Origin of the sequence: uncultured Granulicatella sp., assembly GCF_963528315.1 — a bacterium.
In the GTDB taxonomy this organism is placed as follows: domain Bacteria; phylum Bacillota; class Bacilli; order Lactobacillales; family Aerococcaceae; genus Granulicatella.
The window spans coordinates 1-15415 of the sequence record NZ_CAURVV010000018.1 but is presented as its reverse complement, the minus strand read 5'-3'; the positions used below and the strand labels follow the sequence as shown (position 1 = coordinate 15415).

Sequence of the window (15415 nt, the reverse complement as noted above, 5' to 3'; positions counted from 1 at the left end):
AAGTCTATGATTCGTTTTCTATTTTCTCATTGATGAGATAATTCTATATCCTCTTTGTGCGATAAAGTCTGCTACTTCATCTGGATTTTCAGAATCTACGTGAAGTACTACTTGTACTTTTCCTTCACGGTGGTACACAGAAATTGTATCGACATTGACATTATTGTCACGTAAAACATTTGAAATGTCTTCTAATGGACCAGGTTTGTCTTCATTAATTTCAATAAATAAACGAGACCCTGGAGTATTATATCCTGAAATATCAATGAACGCATCCATAATATCTTTATCAGTAATAATTCCTACTAAGTTTCCTCTTGATTCAAGAACTGGTAAAACGCCAATTCCTTGTTGTCTCATAATAGAAGCGGCTTCTTCTAAGACAGCAGTTGGTTTTACAGTAATGACTTGTTTCAACATAATATCTTTAGCAGTTGTTTTGTTTAATAAGTAATTTAATTCATGCACACTTAAACTTGTTGCCATTGAAGGTGAGTTTTGAGCGACTAATTCAGCTGTTAATAATCCTACCAATTTGTCTCCTTCAACGACTGGAAGACGATGCACATCATGTTCTTTCATTAAATCTAATGCTTTCATAACAGTTGTTGTTGGTTCAACGGTTATTAAGTTTGTTGACATATAATCTTTTACTTCCATGATTATCCCCCTAAATATGCTTTTTGAACATCTTCACTTTCAAGTAATTCCTTACCTGTACCTGATAATACCACAGATCCTGTTTCTAATACATACCCTCTTGATGCAATTGATAATGCCATTTTCGCATTTTGCTCAATTAGTAATACAGTTGTTCCTTGTTTTTGAATTTCTTGAATAATATTAAAGATTTCTTTAATGAAAATTGGTGCTAATCCCATTGATGGTTCATCTAATAATAATAGTTTCGGACGAGTCATTAATGCACGTCCCATTGCTAACATTTGTTGTTCCCCACCTGATAATGTCGCAGCGTCTTGATTTTTACGTTCTTCTAAAATTGGGAATCTCTCAAAGATTGCTTTCATGTCTTTTTGAATTTCCTCTTTATCATTTCGTAAAAATGCTCCTAAATCAAGATTTTCTTTAACGGAAAGTCCTCTAAATACGTGACGACCTTCTGGAACTTGTGCTAACCCAAGTGAAACAATTTTTTTAGCAGCTAATTTTGTAATATCTTGCCCTAAATATTCAATCGTTCCAGCACTTGGACGTACTAAACCTGATAAAGTTTTTAAAATGGTTGATTTTCCAGCACCATTGGCACCAATCAGAGAAACAATTTCTCCTTCGTTAACTGTGAAGCTTACATCTTTAACGGCTTGAATCATGCCATAATGTACGCTTAAATCTTTTACTTCTAACATGATTACTCTCCTCCTAAGTAAGCACGAATAACATCAGGATTTTTCTTGATTTCTTCTGGTGTTCCATGTGCTAATAATCTTCCATATTCTAATACATATAAACGTTGGCAAATTTCCATTACTAATGACATATCATGTTCAATTAATACAACGGTTAATCCAAATTGTTCTTGAATTTGTGCAATTAATTTTGTTAGATTTGCTGTTTCTTGTGGGTTCATCCCTGCAGCAGGTTCATCTAAAAATAAAATTTTTGGTTTTGTAGCTAAGGCACGAACGATTTCTAATTCACGTTGTTGTCCATAAGCTAAGTTCTTCGCTTTATCTTGAGCAAATGATTCCAAATTGAAGATTTTTAATAATTCTAATGCTTCTTCTTTCATCATTTTTTCTGTTTCATAATATGCTTTTGTTCTGAATAAACTTGAAAATAATGAATTCCCTTTATGTGCATGCATTGCTACCATAACATTTTCTAATACTGTTAAATCTTTAAACAAACGAATATTTTGGAAGGTACGTGCTAATCCTAATTCTGTAATTTTATTTGGTGCAATTCCATTTAATAATGTTTTACCATTTTCAGTTTCTAACTCGATCGTTCCTTCTGTTGGAACATATACTCCTGTTAAAAGGTTGAAGAATGTTGTTTTACCGGCACCATTTGGTCCAATTAATCCAATCAATTCTCCTTTTTCAGCTTTAAGAGAAACGTTCGAAACAGCTGATAATCCACCGAAATTTTTTGTTAAACCTTTTACTTCTAATAAACTCATTCTGTTTCTCCTTTCTCTTTTTTCTTCAATTTATTACTTAAGAATGTACCGAAACGGAATTCCCAAGTTCCTAATAATCCACCTGGACGGAAGATCATAATTAATATTAACGCTACTGCGTAAATAATCATACGTAATTGTCCAAATGGTTGTAAGAATGTATTAATAATTCCAAGTAAAATCGCTGCTACAAATGAACCTGTAAAACTACCGATTCCTCCGAATACAACAATAATTAATACATCGATTGATTTCATAAATGTGAAGTCACTTGGTGTTACAGTTCCTAAATAAGTCGCTGTTAATGTTCCCCCAATACTTGCTGTAGCTGCTCCAATAATGAAAGCTAACATTTTATAGCGAGTAACATTTACCCCCATTGACTCTGCTGCAATTTCATCTTGTAATACTGCATAAGTCGCGCGGCCTTCACTACTATTAGCATAGTTTAATACTAAAATAGTTATTAAAACTAATGCGATATAAACAATAGTCCATGTTGTTGTTAATGGAACCCCGCTAATCCCTGCAGCACCATTTGTAATTTTCATATTATTTAAGGCTACACGAATAATTTCCGCAACTCCTAATGTTGCAATTGCTAAGTAGTCCCCTTTTAAACGAAGCGTTGGTAACCCAACTAAATAAGCAAGCACGATTGAAATGACTACACCGACTGCCATTCCAGCAAATAAACCCGCTAAACCACTAACCGCTTTCCCGATAATAGCAGCACTATAAGCACCAATCGCAATAAATCCAGCATGACCAAGTGAGAATTGCCCTGCAACCCCCAAAATTAAATTTAATCCAACTGCGAAAATAATATTAATCATGATATTAATAAAAGTACTTTCATAATAGAAATTAATAACTCCTACTTGAACTAACACTTGAAGTAATAAATAGACTAATACTGCAGAAGCTAACCAAATAAGATTTTTCTGATGAAATCGTTGCATGTTTCTCACCTACACTTTCTCTTTAACATTTTTACCAAACAAGCCTGCTGGTAATACTAATAAAATAACAAATAATAGGAAGTAAACTACTCCATCTTTATATGGAGAGAATCCTAAATAGCTAACTAAAGTTTCTAATAAACCAATGACATATCCACCAATCATGGCACCCGGAATACTTCCAATTCCTCCTAATACCGCAGCTACGAAAGCTTTCAATCCTGGTACAATCCCCATTGTTGCTGAGAATGTATTATAGTATAAAGCAACTAATACCCCTGCAATCCCTGCAAGACTTGAACCTAATGCGAATGTAAATGAAATTACTTGATCCACATCAATCCCCATTAATTGAGCTGCATCTTCATCTACCGCAACCGCACGCATTGCTTTCCCCATTTTTGTATAATGAACGATAAATTGTAATAGTGCCATTAAAATGACTGTTGTAGCAAAAATTAAAATTTGCTTTCCATTAATCGTAATATTACCAAATAAAGTATAGTTTGTTGTTCCAAAATCAGATGGGAATGGACGAATTTCTGCTCCGAAAAGATAACTCATCACATTTTCAAGTAAAAATGAAACCCCAATTGCTGTAATTAAAGCAGCAACTCGAGTCGAACGTCTTAAAGGTTTGTATGCAACTCTCTCAATAACAACTCCTAAAACAGCACAGCTAACCATTGCTAATAGAAGAGATAAGAAAATATTTAACCCCAATCCATTCATTGCATAAAAACCAACAAATGCACCCATCATATAAACATCACCATGAGCGAAGTTGATTAATTTAATTGTTCCATAAACCATTGTATAGCCAAGTGCAATTAAGGCATAAATACTACCTAACGCAATCCCATTGACTAATTGTTGTATCAATAGCTCCATTTTAAGCTCCTTTCTCTTTTTAACCAATTTTTTTGATATTGTTCTTAATTTTCCTATCATGTGAAAAAAGAGGCTAACTGCCTCTCTTTTCTAAATTTTTATTCATTATTGTGCTGAATATTCTTTGGCACTTACTTCTTCACCATTTTGGAATTCGATAACAACTGCTGATTTAAGAGGAGTATGATCTTTACCCATTGTGAATGTACCAGTAACACCGTCAAAATCTGTAGATTCTGCTAAAGCTTTTTTAATTGCTTGAGCATCAGTTGAACCAGCTTTTTCAATAGCTTTCATTAATAATTGTGCTGCATCATATGCTAAAGCTGAGAATGAATCTGGTGTTGTATTATATTTTTCTTTATATGCTTTAATGAATGCTTGAACATCTGCATCTGTACTCTTAGCTGAGAAGTGAGCTGTATAGAAGACATTTGTTAAGTTAGCTTTGCTACCAGCTAATTCTACTAATTTTTCACTTGATAATCCATCTCCACCAACGATTGGTTGAGTGATTCCTAATTCACGAGCTTGTTTGATGATTAAACCAACTTCTTCGTAATATCCTGGGATATATAATACATCAAATGATTTTGATTTTAGTGAAGTTAATACTGCTTGGAAGTCTGTATCTTTTGATTGATAAGTTTCTTTCGCAACAATTTGTCCACCGATTTTAGCATCTGTATATGTTTTTTCGAATGCTTCTGCTAAACCTTTTGAATAATCACTTGCTGAGTCTTGTAATACTGCTACTTTAGCATTTGGGAATTTTTGGCTTACAAATCCTGCACCTACAACCCCTTGATAATTATCAGAGAAACATACACGGAAGATGTAGTCATATACTGATTCTGGGTTTTTCGCATCTTTTAATGTAATACCGTCCCCTGTTGTCGCTGGGAATACAGCTGGAATTTTTGCTTGTTCCATGATTGGAATTGAAACTTGAGCATCTCCTGTTGTAGCAGGTCCGACAACCCCAACAACTTTTTCAGAAACTAATTTTTTAGCTACAGAAGCTACTTCTGTTTTTTCTGATTTGTTATCGTAAGAAACATATTTTAATTCTTTATCTAATAACTTTCCTTTTTGTTCAACGGCTAATTTAACAGCATTATCCATAGCTGAACCATAAGCGGCAACATTACCTGTTAACTCGAAGTTACCTCCAAGTTTTACTGTGTTTCCATTTGATGCGCCACCTGCGCTACATCCTGCTAAAATTGCTGCTGATACCAATCCTAATCCAAATTTTTTTAAATTCATCATAATCCCTCATTTCATAATCTGTTTTTTTAAGTGATGAGAAGATTATATAATATTCTGACAATTCACGCAATTGTTTTTTTAAATTTTTTTGAAAAATTTTTAAACTTTTTTTAATTGTTTTTTAATTCATGACAACTAAACGCTTACATTTTGTGAAATCTGTAATTTTTCATGAAAAGGAAGTAGAATTCCCATTCCTTGACACACACTCCCCCAATACAAAAAAGTAGGAATAGACTTCCACGTAGTAGTAAAAGTAATAGAAGCCACAACCCGTGTGGCTTCTATTACTGGAAAAATCGAGACCTAGGTTCGATTTTTAACCATGAAATTCGCACAAGCGAAGTTGCCGGCGTCCTTTTTACTACTACATCTGGAAATCCCATCCCTTTACGTACTCTCCCTCATACAAAAAAGTAGGAATAGACTTCCCGTAGTAGTAAAAGTAATAGAAGCCACAACTCGTGTGGCTTCTATTACTGGAAAAATCGAGACCTAGGCTCGATTTTTAGCCATGAGATTCGCACAAGCGAAGCTGCTGGCGTCCTTTTTACTACTACATCTGGAAGTCTATTCCTACGCCTCCAATTCCACAAAAACAACCTTCAAATAATCACTCAGCGGCGTACATGGCGCCACTGGGAAATCCATCGGCAATTTCTTCTGATGTGCTAAACGATATCTTCTACCAGAAGAACGAAGCCCCTTATGAATCATTTCTAAAAATTGCTTCTCTGAAACATTTGCCGCATTCGTCGACAAAATTAAATTCCCATTTTTTGCCGTTAACGGAACTAACTGCTCCACTAAACTAGCATAATCTTTTGCAACTGAAAAAGTTCTCTTCTTCGTACGAGCAAAACTAGGAGGATCTAACACAATCGTATCAAACGTTAAATCTTTCTTTGCAGCATATTTAATATAATCAAATACATCCATCACATAAATCTTCTGCTCAGATGCATCTATCCCATTCACTTCAAATTGTTCTCGAGTCTTTTCTAAACTGCGATTAGCAACATCCACACTGGTCGTTTGAACCGCACCACCCATTGCTGCAGCAACAGAAAACGCACCCGTATAACTAAATAAATTCAAAATCGTTTTTCCTGCACTATAGTCATCTCTTAATAATGTACGAACTTCACGCTGATCTAAAAAGATTCCAGTCATCAATCCTTCATCAAGATACGTTGCATAACGAACTCCTTCTTCTTGAACAATTAATGGCTCGCTCGACTTATCTCCTCTTACAAATTGACTTTCTGGTAATTTTTCTTTTGAAGCATAACGAATCTTTTCATAAACACCTTGGATACTTGGAATCGCTTCTTGCAATTGGTCTATGATTAACTCTTTCCATTGATAAATCCCTGCACTATACCATGAAACAACGACAAATCCATCATACCAATCAATCGTAATTCCACCAAGTCCATCTCCTTCTCCATTAAACAATCGAAAAGCTGTTGTACTTTCATCCCCCATTAAAGCAGAACGTTTTTGTGCAGCTTTTTGGAAGATTCCTTTTATGAATGGAGGTGTTAATTTCTCACCATCTTTTTTAGAATAGATCCAGCCGATTCCTTTATGTTGAAATCCTACATAAGCCATTGCTAAAAATTCTTTTTTTTCATCACAAACACGGACACATTCGCCCTCTTTTGCTTCCAACGGTTTTGCTAAATCTTCTTGATTTAATAAAGGAGACCCCTTTTTCACTAATTTTGCGGCTTTTGTTTTTAAAATGATTTCTCTCATAATTCTAATCTCCTTTTTCTCTCTTCATATTTTTTATAACACCAATATCCCAAAACACTTCCCAATGCATTACAAATCACATCATCAATATGAGTAACACCTGTTGAAAATAACCATTGACTTATTTCTATTAAAAGAGAGATGGATAAACCAGCCCAAAAAGATAGTTTATAATAACTCTTCTCCTTTAATAAAATCCCACAAAATAAACCAATTGGCATAAACCAAATAATATTCCCAAACACATTATAATATGCTGCAAATAAAGATCCGTGTGTAAACAATTTTACACTATCTACAAAAGGTATCCAATAAATTTCTTGCAACGGTCGTGGTGAAACTGTCATCAATTTAAAAATACTTGATTGTCGAAAAATCGTAACATTTAATAATACGAGTAAATAAAAAATAAATAAATGAAGATAACTCTCTAATTTCCAATCAATCGTTTGTTTGTAATAGTTTCTAAATAAGAGAGAAATCGACCATACTCCTAGCCATCCTATAAAGAATATAAGAGCATGATCGATACTATTCATTAAAAGACGAATTAAAGGGAAATGATTTATTCGTCCGTCCAACAATTGTTCTAACCATTGATAGATTGGTTCTAAAAAAAACATTTCCCGATTCATCCCTTTCCTTATTCCTTTTCTTTTTTTCCAGGGAATGTAAGTGTAAATGTTGTTCCCTTTCCAACTTCACTATCTGTCTGAATTGTTCCATGATGACTATTCATTAATGAATGAACAATCGCTAAGCCAATTCCAGACTCTCCATATTTTGTACTCTTTCTTGAAACATCTGCTTTATAAAATCTTTCCCAGATTGCTTCCACTTCTTTTTTACTAATTCCAATTCCATCGTCAATTATTTGCACAATGGCATTCGAATCTTCATTCCAACCTTTAATGAGAATATGACCTTTATCCGTAAACTGGTTCGCATTTTTCGTCATATTCACTAAAATTTGAATAAAGCGATCATAATCTGCATAAACTGTAAAGTCTTCTGGACATTCACAGCGTAAGTCATTCCCTTTATTCTTAGCTAATTCTTGTAATTGATCAACAACATTTTGTAAAGCTTCTGCACCTGAGAAGTTTTGTTTCACTAATACAATTTGATCGGAACGAATTTTCTCATAGTCTAGGTTCTCATTCACTAATCGAATCAAGCGTTGCGTTTCATTCGTAATTAATTCTAAACTTCTCTCACGGCGAGACTCTGGTATCATGTGGTGAATTAATCCTTCCAATAATCCATTCATTGTTGTCAGTGGTGTTCTCATCTCATGAGCTACATCCATCATTAATTGACGTCTTAAATTCTCTTGTCGTTCAATTTCTTGTTCAGATTTCTGTAATGACTCTGCCATTTTATTGAAGTCCATTACTAAATCATCGAACTCATCTCGTTTTTGAGTAGGCAGTGAAATATCATAATTTCCTTCTGCAATTTCGTGAGTCGCTTTTCTCAAGCGATTAATTCGTCTTGTTTGATAGTTGGCAAATAAGACACTCAGAATCACTCCTACAACTGCTGCTGAAGAAAATCCTACTAAAATCGAATTTCTTAATTCCGCCATTTCCGTTTCAATCCGACTTAATGGACTAGAAATTGCTAAAAAACCATTATAAGTTTGATTTTTAAAAATTGGATAATAAATCGTTACTAAATCTGCTGCTTCTCCCACAAAATTATGCTTTGTTTGCTTCATATTAACCGCAGAACCATCTTGAAGATGTTGTAATTCATCATCCGTTAATGAACTTTTAACATTTAATACGGTTGCTGGATAAGTCATTTTATTATCTTTATCAAAAATCGCAACTCCTAAATGTTCATCTTTCAATAAAGATAAGCTGCTATTAATTTGTTCAGCTGTTAAATCATTTACTAAAATCGCTTTGGCATATCCAAATAGTTGTTGCGACCGCTGTAAAAAAATTTTATTCGTCATGACATTATAAAACAATAATCCACAAACAACAACGGATACTAATACAACTGATAAAAATCCTACTAATTGTTGGTAAAAATATTTCATCTTCTAAATCCCACTATCATCAAATTTATATCCAACACCCCATACCGTTTGAATAACATGAGGTCCAACTGCTTCAATTTTTTGACGTAATTTTTTAATATGTGCATCAATCGTACGCTCATCACCAAAGAAAGGATCTTCCCAAATTTTCGTTAATAAGTGTTCTCTTGAGAAAACTTGACGAGGATGTTGTGCCATTAAGACTAATAAATCAAACTCTTTCGGAGTCAATCCATCAATTTTCACGCCATCAATAAAAGCTTCATGAGTTTTTGTATTAATTGAAACGTGTTTTGTTTCAATATCAAATTGCCCTGAACTTGTTGGAGCTTCACTAGAAGTTCCTCGACCAATACGTCGATGTAATGCTTTAATTCGCGCCATCATTGTTAAGGGGCTAAATGGTTTTGCAACATAATCATCTGCTCCAATTTCTAAACCAATAACTTGGTCACTTTCTGAATCTCTTGCTGTTAACATGACAATTGGTACTTGCTCATTCATTTGACGAATTTGACGACAAATTTGCATACCATCCATTGAAGGTAAATTCAAATCTAAAATCACTAGATCCCATTTGTCTTGATTATTTACAAATGCATCATAACCTTCTTTCCCATCATGATAAAATTCCGCTGTCCAACCTTCTTTTTCAAAAAACATTTCCATCATTTCACATACTGCTTCTGTATCTTCAATCATTAAAATATGCATCTTACTTCCCCCTTTTTGGATCATTTTATACTTAGTATACCTTAATTTTATGAATCCGTTAACTAGAAAGTATGAAGATTTTGTGAAGATGAAAAAAGAGACGACCGAAGTCGCCTCAGAATTTTCGCTTTATTATAGCTTTAGTAGTAATTTAATGACGTTTTTTGAAAATTTTCCAACAAATGACCCCAACAATAATAACGAACACGACTCCCACAATCATCATCGCTAAAAAATCCTCAACAAAAAAAACTCCACTAGGTCTTGGATCTGAAATCTCACTTTCCATTGCCAACACAATCGAACTTCCTAAAGTAAATACCAACATTCCTAGTAATAAAGTGATTATCTTTTTCATGTTGTTCTCCCCCAATCTTCATGTTCAATCATTGCATCCTATTTTACAAACTCTGTATATCGTCAATCTTTAGCATTTGATATTTTGCATTACACCTAATAAGCCAGTCATTACAACTTACATTCCCATAAACAAACCTCCTGTTATATAACTTCTATATTTCGATTCAATTGTACTGCAACAAATTCATTTTGTAAACGATTACTTTCTTAAAAATAAAAAAGGAGCTAAGTTCCACCTCTTAGCTCTTTCTCACCTAAAAACTTTCAATCTTTTTCTTGTAATTTGAATCGTAAAATATTCAATTTATCCATTTGTTCATCACTCCATGGTGAGCGACGTCTGGAAATTTCTTGATATTGTCTAGATAATTGATCTTGTTTCTTCTTACTTCTTTGAATTTCTTTAAAAAATTCTCTTGCAGATTTTCTTAAAGCACCTTTTTGAAAAATGATCCATTGTTCTGCTAAATCACTCGTTGCTACAGACACTTGAATAACTTGCGTATTCATTTCACTAACGGTTCTCTCAATATATTCATCTGCAGTTTCATCTTCTGCTGTAAAAATAACTTTCACTTGAGAAGATTCAAACGACTGAGTAATTCCTGGAACAAATTGTGCATCAAAAACAATCCACACTTCAACATGTTCAAATTTTCTAAAATTAGCGCAATGATGGATGAGTAAATCACGAGCACTTTCTAAATCACCTTGTTTTTTTAAACTCACTAATTCAGGCCAAGCTCCAATCATATTATATCCATCAATAATATATAATTGTTTCTTCATAAATCACCTATTAATGACGAGAACGGAAAACTTCATACATCATTAAAGCACTTGCGACACTTGCATTTAAACTTTGAACATGTCCTGTCATTGGAATCGTAATCATCTCATCTACGGCATCTTTAACAATGCGAGATACTCCTTTTCCTTCATTCCCCATCACAATCGCAATTGGACCTTTTGTATTCCATTGACGATAATCCGTCCCTTTCATATCTGTTCCAAACACCCAAACTCCACGTTCTTTTAATTGTTCAATCGTTTGAGTTAAATTCGTCACACGAACAACGGGAACATGCTCGATAGCCCCTGTAGAAGCTTTTGCTACAGTAGAAGTTAAAGAAACACTTCTTCTCTTCGGAATAATAATACCGTGAACTCCCGTAGCATCTGCAGTACGTAAAATACTTCCTAAATTATACGGATCTTCAATTCCATCTAAAACTAAAATAAACGGATCTTCATTTTTTTCCTGAGTTTTTTCAAAAACATCTTCTAAAGTCGCATATTCATATGCTGCAATGGAAGCAACAACTCCTTGATGGACAACTTCCCCAACAAGATCTTGTAATTTAGCTTTCGGAACATTTTGAATTTGAATTCGATATTCTTTTGCTAAATCAATAATCGGTGTAATTTCTTTTCCAGATAAAGCTTCTTGAATCCATAATTTATTCACACGTTCTGGTTGTTGTAAAGCTTCTCTTACTGCATGACGTCCATATACAAAATCTGTGGACTCTTGTTCATTTGAAGAACTTTCCGGTGTATATTTTGGACGAGGTGCTTTAGCCTCTTTTTTGAAGCCCTTTGGTTGACTTCCTTTTTTTCGATTCGAATTTTTTTCTTGTCTAGCCATGTTTTTCCTCCACTTGTTGAATACACCATGCAATCACTTCATCTAATCGCTCTTTTTGTCCACTTAAATATAAATAGCCAATCATTGCTTCAAATCCTGTAGACATACGATACGTAATGACATCCGCATTTTTTGCCTTAGTATGACTCTTCGCATTTCTTCCACGTTTGAAGTATTCTAATTCTTCTTCTGTTAAAAATGACTCGCTATCCAACATTTGTTGAATTAAATTCGCTTGAGCCTTGGCAGAAACATAACGAGTAGCTTCACGATGCAAAACATTTGGTTTCGTCTTCCCAGTTCTTAACACATGTTGACGAATATATAATTCATAAATGCCATCACCCATATAAGCTAATGTTAATCCATTTAATAAATGCCAATCTTTAATGATTTCCATTATACTCTTCTCCATCTTGTTCCTTGAGCAGTATCTTCTAACACAATTCCTTGAGCTTTCAATAATTCTCTAATTTCATCGCTTCGTGCAAAGTTTTTCGCTTTTCTTGCTTCTAAACGTTCATCAATTAATGCTTGAATTTCATCATCTACTAACTCTTCTTGAACTTCTTTCATTCCAAAAATCGCAAATAATTGTTCAGCTTTTTGTAATAATTTTTCTAAAATAACACGGGATACTGCTTCACGTTCTAAATAAACATTCCATTCTTTTACGAATTGATATAAAACAGTCATACCATTAGCAGCATTAAAATCATCATCCATTTCTTCTTGGAATTTGCCTTCTAATGCTTCAAATCCAGCCCATACATCTTGGTCATCTTCTAATGACTCAACAGCCTGTTCTAAACGATAACGTGTATTGCTAAAAGTTGTTTGGATTTTTGACACATTCGCTGTTGCTTCTTGTAATGAAGACTCGCTGAATTTTAACGGTCTACGATAGTGCGCACTTGCTAGGAAGAAACGTAAAATTTGTGGATCAATTTCTTTAATAATATCGTGAACTAATACGAAATTACCAAGAGATTTACTCATTTTTTCGCCATCTTCACCCATTGTTACAAAGGCATTATGCATCCAATAACGAGCAAATGGATGTCCAGTTTTTGATTCACTTTGCGCAATTTCATTTTCATGGTGTGGGAATGCTAAGTCTTGTCCGCCACCGTGAATATCAATCGTATCTCCTAAATGTTTCGTAGCCATTACAGAGCATTCAATATGCCAACCTGGGCGTCCTTTGCCCCAAGGAGAATCCCAACTAATTTCACCTGGTTTAGCACTTTTCCATAACGCAAAGTCTAATGGATTTCTCTTTTTGGCATCATCTGCACTTTCCGTTCTTTGGCTAGCTCCTACTTGTAAATCTTGAATACTTTGATCACTTAATTTTCCATAATCTTTGAACTTTTCAGTGATGAAATATACATCTCCACCAGATTCATATGCTGCTTCTTTTTCGACTAATTCCTTTACAAAGGCAATAATATCATCCATTGTATTCATAACGGTTGGATTTAAAGTTGCTTTTTTAACATTTAAAGCTGATGTATCTTCATAGAAAGCTTCAATATATTTTTTAGAAACTTCTTCAGGTGTCATTCCTGTTTCATTCGCTGCTTTAATAATTTTATCATCCACATCTGTAAAATTCGAAACATAGTTCACATCGTATCCACGATATTCAAAATAACGACGGATAGTATCAAATGCAACCGTACTTCTTGCATTTCCAATATGAATATAATTGTAAACCGTTGGTCCGCAAACATACATTTTTACCTTACCTGGTTCTAGTGGTTTAAATTCTTCTTTTTGACGTGTTAAAGTGTTATATACTTGAATCATAATTTCCTCCATATAATTCTGTGATTTCTTGTTCTTCTTTTGAATGAATTCGAACAACTTTAGCAGGCAATCCTACTGCTGTTGTATGAGCTGGAATATCTGATAATACGACTGCTGCTGCACCAATTTTGGCACCTTCTCCAATCGTAACTGGTCCAATAACTTGAACATGAGCAGACAATAATACTCCATCTTCAATAGTTGGATGACGTTTCCCCGTTTGTTTCCCTGTTCCGCCTAATGTAACCCCATGGAACATTTTCACATCATCCCCAATAATCGCTGTTTCACCAATGACGATTCCCATTCCATGGTCAATGAAAAATCGACGACCAATTTGCGCTGCCGGGTGAATTTCAATTCCAGTAAAAAATCGACTAAATGTACTCAGCATGCGAGCAAGAAGTCTACATCGGCAAGTAGTGTGTAACCAATGTGCTAATCGATGCATAACTGTCGCATGATAGCCTGGATACGTTAAAACAATTTCTAAACTACTTCGTGCAGCTGGATCGTTCTTTTTATAGGTTTCCATATCCTCTTGAAAACGTCCCATCTCCTCACTCTCCTTTACTTGTACTATTTTTTTATTATAGCATATTTTCTACCGTTTTTTCGCTATCTCAAATTAATAAACAAAAAACAGTAAACCTTTCTTGATTTACTGTTGCTAAAACTCTTATATTCAATTACACAAACTGGAATTTATAGTGCTATCTTTTTCCATTTTCTGATTTTTGTTCTGAAAGTTCCAAAAGGTGCAACTGTATTCACATGAATAAATTTATATACTTCCCATACTGCTGTTTTAGTTGCTTCATCAGCCCATTTTCTCATATGTGGCTTAAATAATTCTTCCTCACTCAACAAATCAATCATTACACAAATAGAATTAACATTTGCTTTTAACTTTAGCTTTAACTCTTGTAAAGATAGATGAGCATAAGTATCCGTAAACCACTGATATAATTCACCAAGTTGATTCCATTTGAATTCATTTGATGGTGTTTTTACTTGAAGTCCATTTCTTTCATCTTCCTCCCATTTAAGAACTAAGTTTGTCCATCCTACCTGATAAGCAAGATTTTCAGCAGGAGTTCTATCGACTTCATCAAATCTCTTATCTTTTAACCTTTCCGGAATATCCTCAAATTCTGAAATATATTTACCAAATGCTTTATTTATTTCAAATTTGAGTTCTTCTTTATTTTCGTATACTCTCAAACACTCACCTCTTCAACATCTAATTTGTTTCACTTAATATTCCCATGATATTATATCTTATTCTTATCAAGTTTTATAGGTCTAACTCTTTCAGCTTGTTCAACTTCTTTTCGTAGGTCTATGATTTGAGAATACAGACTGTCTTTTTCTTTCCTCAAAGTTATTAATTCAAATTTCCACTTGGATATATTTAAGGTCTTGCTTTCTCCTAAATGTTCTTTGAGATTTTTTTACACTTTCAAATGAGAAACTCTTTTTTAGCAAGGGGACTTCCGTCCCACACCACATCACATAAATCCTTCTTGTATACGTCCCTCATAAAAATATGTAGAAAACAGAAATGACTTTTCAAAGTAGCGTTAGTACTAGAAGCCTATCCGGCTTCTAGTACAGGAAAAATTAAGACCTTAGGCTTGATTTTTAGCCATGAGATTCGCTTTTGCGAAGCTGCTGGCGTCCTTCGCTACTTAATAAAAGTCAATTTCTGTTTTCTTTCGGCAACACAAGGTTCAAAATAACCCCTGCTAATGCACATAATGCTGTACCTGATAATGTCACAGGACCTAATTCTAAAATTG

General features: G+C 34.1%; 17 protein-coding genes. All 17 read right to left on the bottom strand.

What is annotated here, in order from left to right; all coding sequences use genetic code 11:
- Positions 1 to 18: 18 nt before the first annotated feature.
- The gene (locus RYK07_RS05385; protein ID WP_314852786.1) at positions 19 to 660 is read right to left on the bottom strand and encodes a CBS and ACT domain-containing protein; all 642 of its coding nucleotides are present in this window, start codon (positions 658 to 660) and stop codon (positions 19 to 21) included.
- Positions 661 to 662: 2 nt separating this feature from the next.
- A complete protein-coding gene (locus RYK07_RS05380; protein WP_314403471.1) occupies positions 663 to 1367 on the bottom strand; it encodes an ABC transporter ATP-binding protein in 705 nt (234 codons plus the stop codon).
- Between the two features lie 2 nt (positions 1368 to 1369).
- The gene (locus RYK07_RS05375) at positions 1370 to 2143 is read right to left on the bottom strand and encodes an ABC transporter ATP-binding protein (protein ID WP_314112773.1); all 774 of its coding nucleotides are present in this window, start codon (positions 2141 to 2143) and stop codon (positions 1370 to 1372) included.
- Positions 2140 to 3105, bottom strand: coding sequence for a branched-chain amino acid ABC transporter permease (locus RYK07_RS05370; RefSeq protein WP_314852785.1), 966 nt, complete (start codon positions 3103 to 3105; stop codon positions 2140 to 2142). The genes RYK07_RS05375 and RYK07_RS05370 overlap by 4 nt, the downstream gene beginning before the upstream one ends.
- Before the next feature lie 9 nt (positions 3106 to 3114).
- Positions 3115 to 3987 carry a branched-chain amino acid ABC transporter permease gene (locus RYK07_RS05365; RefSeq protein ID WP_314852802.1) on the bottom strand — a complete coding sequence of 291 codons (873 nt, stop codon included), beginning with the start codon at positions 3985 to 3987 and terminating at the stop codon, positions 3115 to 3117.
- A gap of 114 nt (positions 3988 to 4101) precedes the next feature.
- Positions 4102 to 5265, bottom strand: coding sequence for an ABC transporter substrate-binding protein (locus tag RYK07_RS05360; protein ID WP_314852784.1), 1164 nt, complete (start codon positions 5263 to 5265; stop codon positions 4102 to 4104).
- A 579-nt stretch (positions 5266 to 5844) separates the two neighbouring features.
- Positions 5845 to 7029 (bottom strand): class I SAM-dependent rRNA methyltransferase, encoded by a 1185-nt coding sequence (locus tag RYK07_RS05355; RefSeq protein WP_314852783.1) that lies wholly within the window; start codon positions 7027 to 7029, stop codon positions 5845 to 5847.
- Positions 7026 to 7652, bottom strand: a complete 627-nt coding sequence (locus RYK07_RS05350) for a VanZ family protein (RefSeq protein WP_314852781.1) — start codon at positions 7650 to 7652, stop codon at positions 7026 to 7028. The genes RYK07_RS05355 and RYK07_RS05350 overlap by 4 nt, the downstream gene beginning before the upstream one ends.
- A 20-nt stretch (positions 7653 to 7672) precedes the next feature.
- Complete coding sequence (locus RYK07_RS05345; protein WP_314852779.1) at positions 7673 to 9079, bottom strand: HAMP domain-containing sensor histidine kinase; 1407 nt, start codon at positions 9077 to 9079, stop codon at positions 7673 to 7675.
- Between the two features lie 3 nt (positions 9080 to 9082).
- Positions 9083 to 9793 carry a response regulator transcription factor gene (locus tag RYK07_RS05340; RefSeq protein WP_314852778.1) on the bottom strand — a complete coding sequence of 237 codons (711 nt, stop codon included), beginning with the start codon at positions 9791 to 9793 and terminating at the stop codon, positions 9083 to 9085.
- 151 nt (positions 9794 to 9944) lie between these two features.
- Positions 9945 to 10151 carry a hypothetical protein gene (locus tag RYK07_RS05335; RefSeq protein ID WP_314852777.1) on the bottom strand — a complete coding sequence of 69 codons (207 nt, stop codon included), beginning with the start codon at positions 10149 to 10151 and terminating at the stop codon, positions 9945 to 9947.
- Positions 10152 to 10417: 266 nt separating this feature from the next.
- On the bottom strand, positions 10418 to 10942 hold the full coding sequence (locus RYK07_RS05330; protein ID WP_314852775.1) for an NYN domain-containing protein: 525 nt from the start codon (positions 10940 to 10942) through the stop codon (positions 10418 to 10420).
- Positions 10943 to 10952: 10 nt separating this feature from the next.
- Positions 10953 to 11801 carry a 23S rRNA (guanosine(2251)-2'-O)-methyltransferase RlmB gene (rlmB, locus tag RYK07_RS05325; RefSeq protein WP_314852774.1) on the bottom strand — a complete coding sequence of 283 codons (849 nt, stop codon included), beginning with the start codon at positions 11799 to 11801 and terminating at the stop codon, positions 10953 to 10955.
- Positions 11794 to 12216, bottom strand: coding sequence for a Mini-ribonuclease 3 (locus RYK07_RS05320; RefSeq protein WP_399546422.1), 423 nt, complete (start codon positions 12214 to 12216; stop codon positions 11794 to 11796). Before RYK07_RS05320 ends, rlmB begins: the two co-directional genes overlap by 8 nt.
- On the bottom strand, positions 12201 to 13613 hold the full coding sequence (gene cysS, locus RYK07_RS05315) for a cysteine--tRNA ligase (RefSeq protein ID WP_314852772.1): 1413 nt from the start codon (positions 13611 to 13613) through the stop codon (positions 12201 to 12203). Before cysS ends, RYK07_RS05320 begins: the two co-directional genes overlap by 16 nt.
- The gene (gene epsC, locus RYK07_RS05310) at positions 13597 to 14169 is read right to left on the bottom strand and encodes a serine O-acetyltransferase EpsC (RefSeq protein ID WP_314852771.1); all 573 of its coding nucleotides are present in this window, start codon (positions 14167 to 14169) and stop codon (positions 13597 to 13599) included. The genes cysS and epsC overlap by 17 nt, the downstream gene beginning before the upstream one ends.
- A gap of 149 nt (positions 14170 to 14318) precedes the next feature.
- Entirely contained in the window at positions 14319 to 14837 is a 519-nt protein-coding gene (locus RYK07_RS05305; RefSeq protein WP_314852769.1) for a ClbS/DfsB family four-helix bundle protein, read from the bottom strand.
- Positions 14838 to 15415: the final 578 nt, after the last annotated feature.

Bases quoted from the DNA above. Each gene is read 5' to 3' on its own strand.
- RYK07_RS05385 (WP_314852786.1), bottom strand. From the start codon at position 660: ATGGAAGTAAAAGATTATATGTCAACAAACTTAATAACCGTTGAACCA.
- RYK07_RS05380 (WP_314403471.1), bottom strand. From the start codon at position 1,367: ATGTTAGAAGTAAAAGATTTAAGCGTACATTATGGCATGATTCAAGCC.
- RYK07_RS05375 (WP_314112773.1), bottom strand. From the start codon at position 2,143: ATGAGTTTATTAGAAGTAAAAGGTTTAACAAAAAATTTCGGTGGATTA.
- RYK07_RS05370 (WP_314852785.1), bottom strand. From the start codon at position 3,105: ATGCAACGATTTCATCAGAAAAATCTTATTTGGTTAGCTTCTGCAGTA.
- RYK07_RS05360 (WP_314852784.1), bottom strand. From the start codon at position 5,265: ATGAATTTAAAAAAATTTGGATTAGGATTGGTATCAGCAGCAATTTTA.
- RYK07_RS05355 (WP_314852783.1), bottom strand. From the start codon at position 7,029: ATGAGAGAAATCATTTTAAAAACAAAAGCCGCAAAATTAGTGAAAAAG.
- RYK07_RS05350 (WP_314852781.1), bottom strand. From the start codon at position 7,652: ATGTTTTTTTTAGAACCAATCTATCAATGGTTAGAACAATTGTTGGAC.
- RYK07_RS05345 (WP_314852779.1), bottom strand. From the start codon at position 9,079: ATGAAATATTTTTACCAACAATTAGTAGGATTTTTATCAGTTGTATTA.
- RYK07_RS05340 (WP_314852778.1), bottom strand. From the start codon at position 9,793: ATGCATATTTTAATGATTGAAGATACAGAAGCAGTATGTGAAATGATG.
- RYK07_RS05335 (WP_314852777.1), bottom strand. From the start codon at position 10,151: ATGAAAAAGATAATCACTTTATTACTAGGAATGTTGGTATTTACTTTA.
- RYK07_RS05330 (WP_314852775.1), bottom strand. From the start codon at position 10,942: ATGAAGAAACAATTATATATTATTGATGGATATAATATGATTGGAGCT.
- rlmB (WP_314852774.1), bottom strand. From the start codon at position 11,801: ATGGCTAGACAAGAAAAAAATTCGAATCGAAAAAAAGGAAGTCAACCA.
- RYK07_RS05320 (WP_399546422.1), bottom strand. From the start codon at position 12,216: ATGGAGAAGAGTATAATGGAAATCATTAAAGATTGGCATTTATTAAAT.
- cysS (WP_314852772.1), bottom strand. From the start codon at position 13,613: ATGATTCAAGTATATAACACTTTAACACGTCAAAAAGAAGAATTTAAA.
- epsC (WP_314852771.1), bottom strand. From the start codon at position 14,169: ATGGGACGTTTTCAAGAGGATATGGAAACCTATAAAAAGAACGATCCA.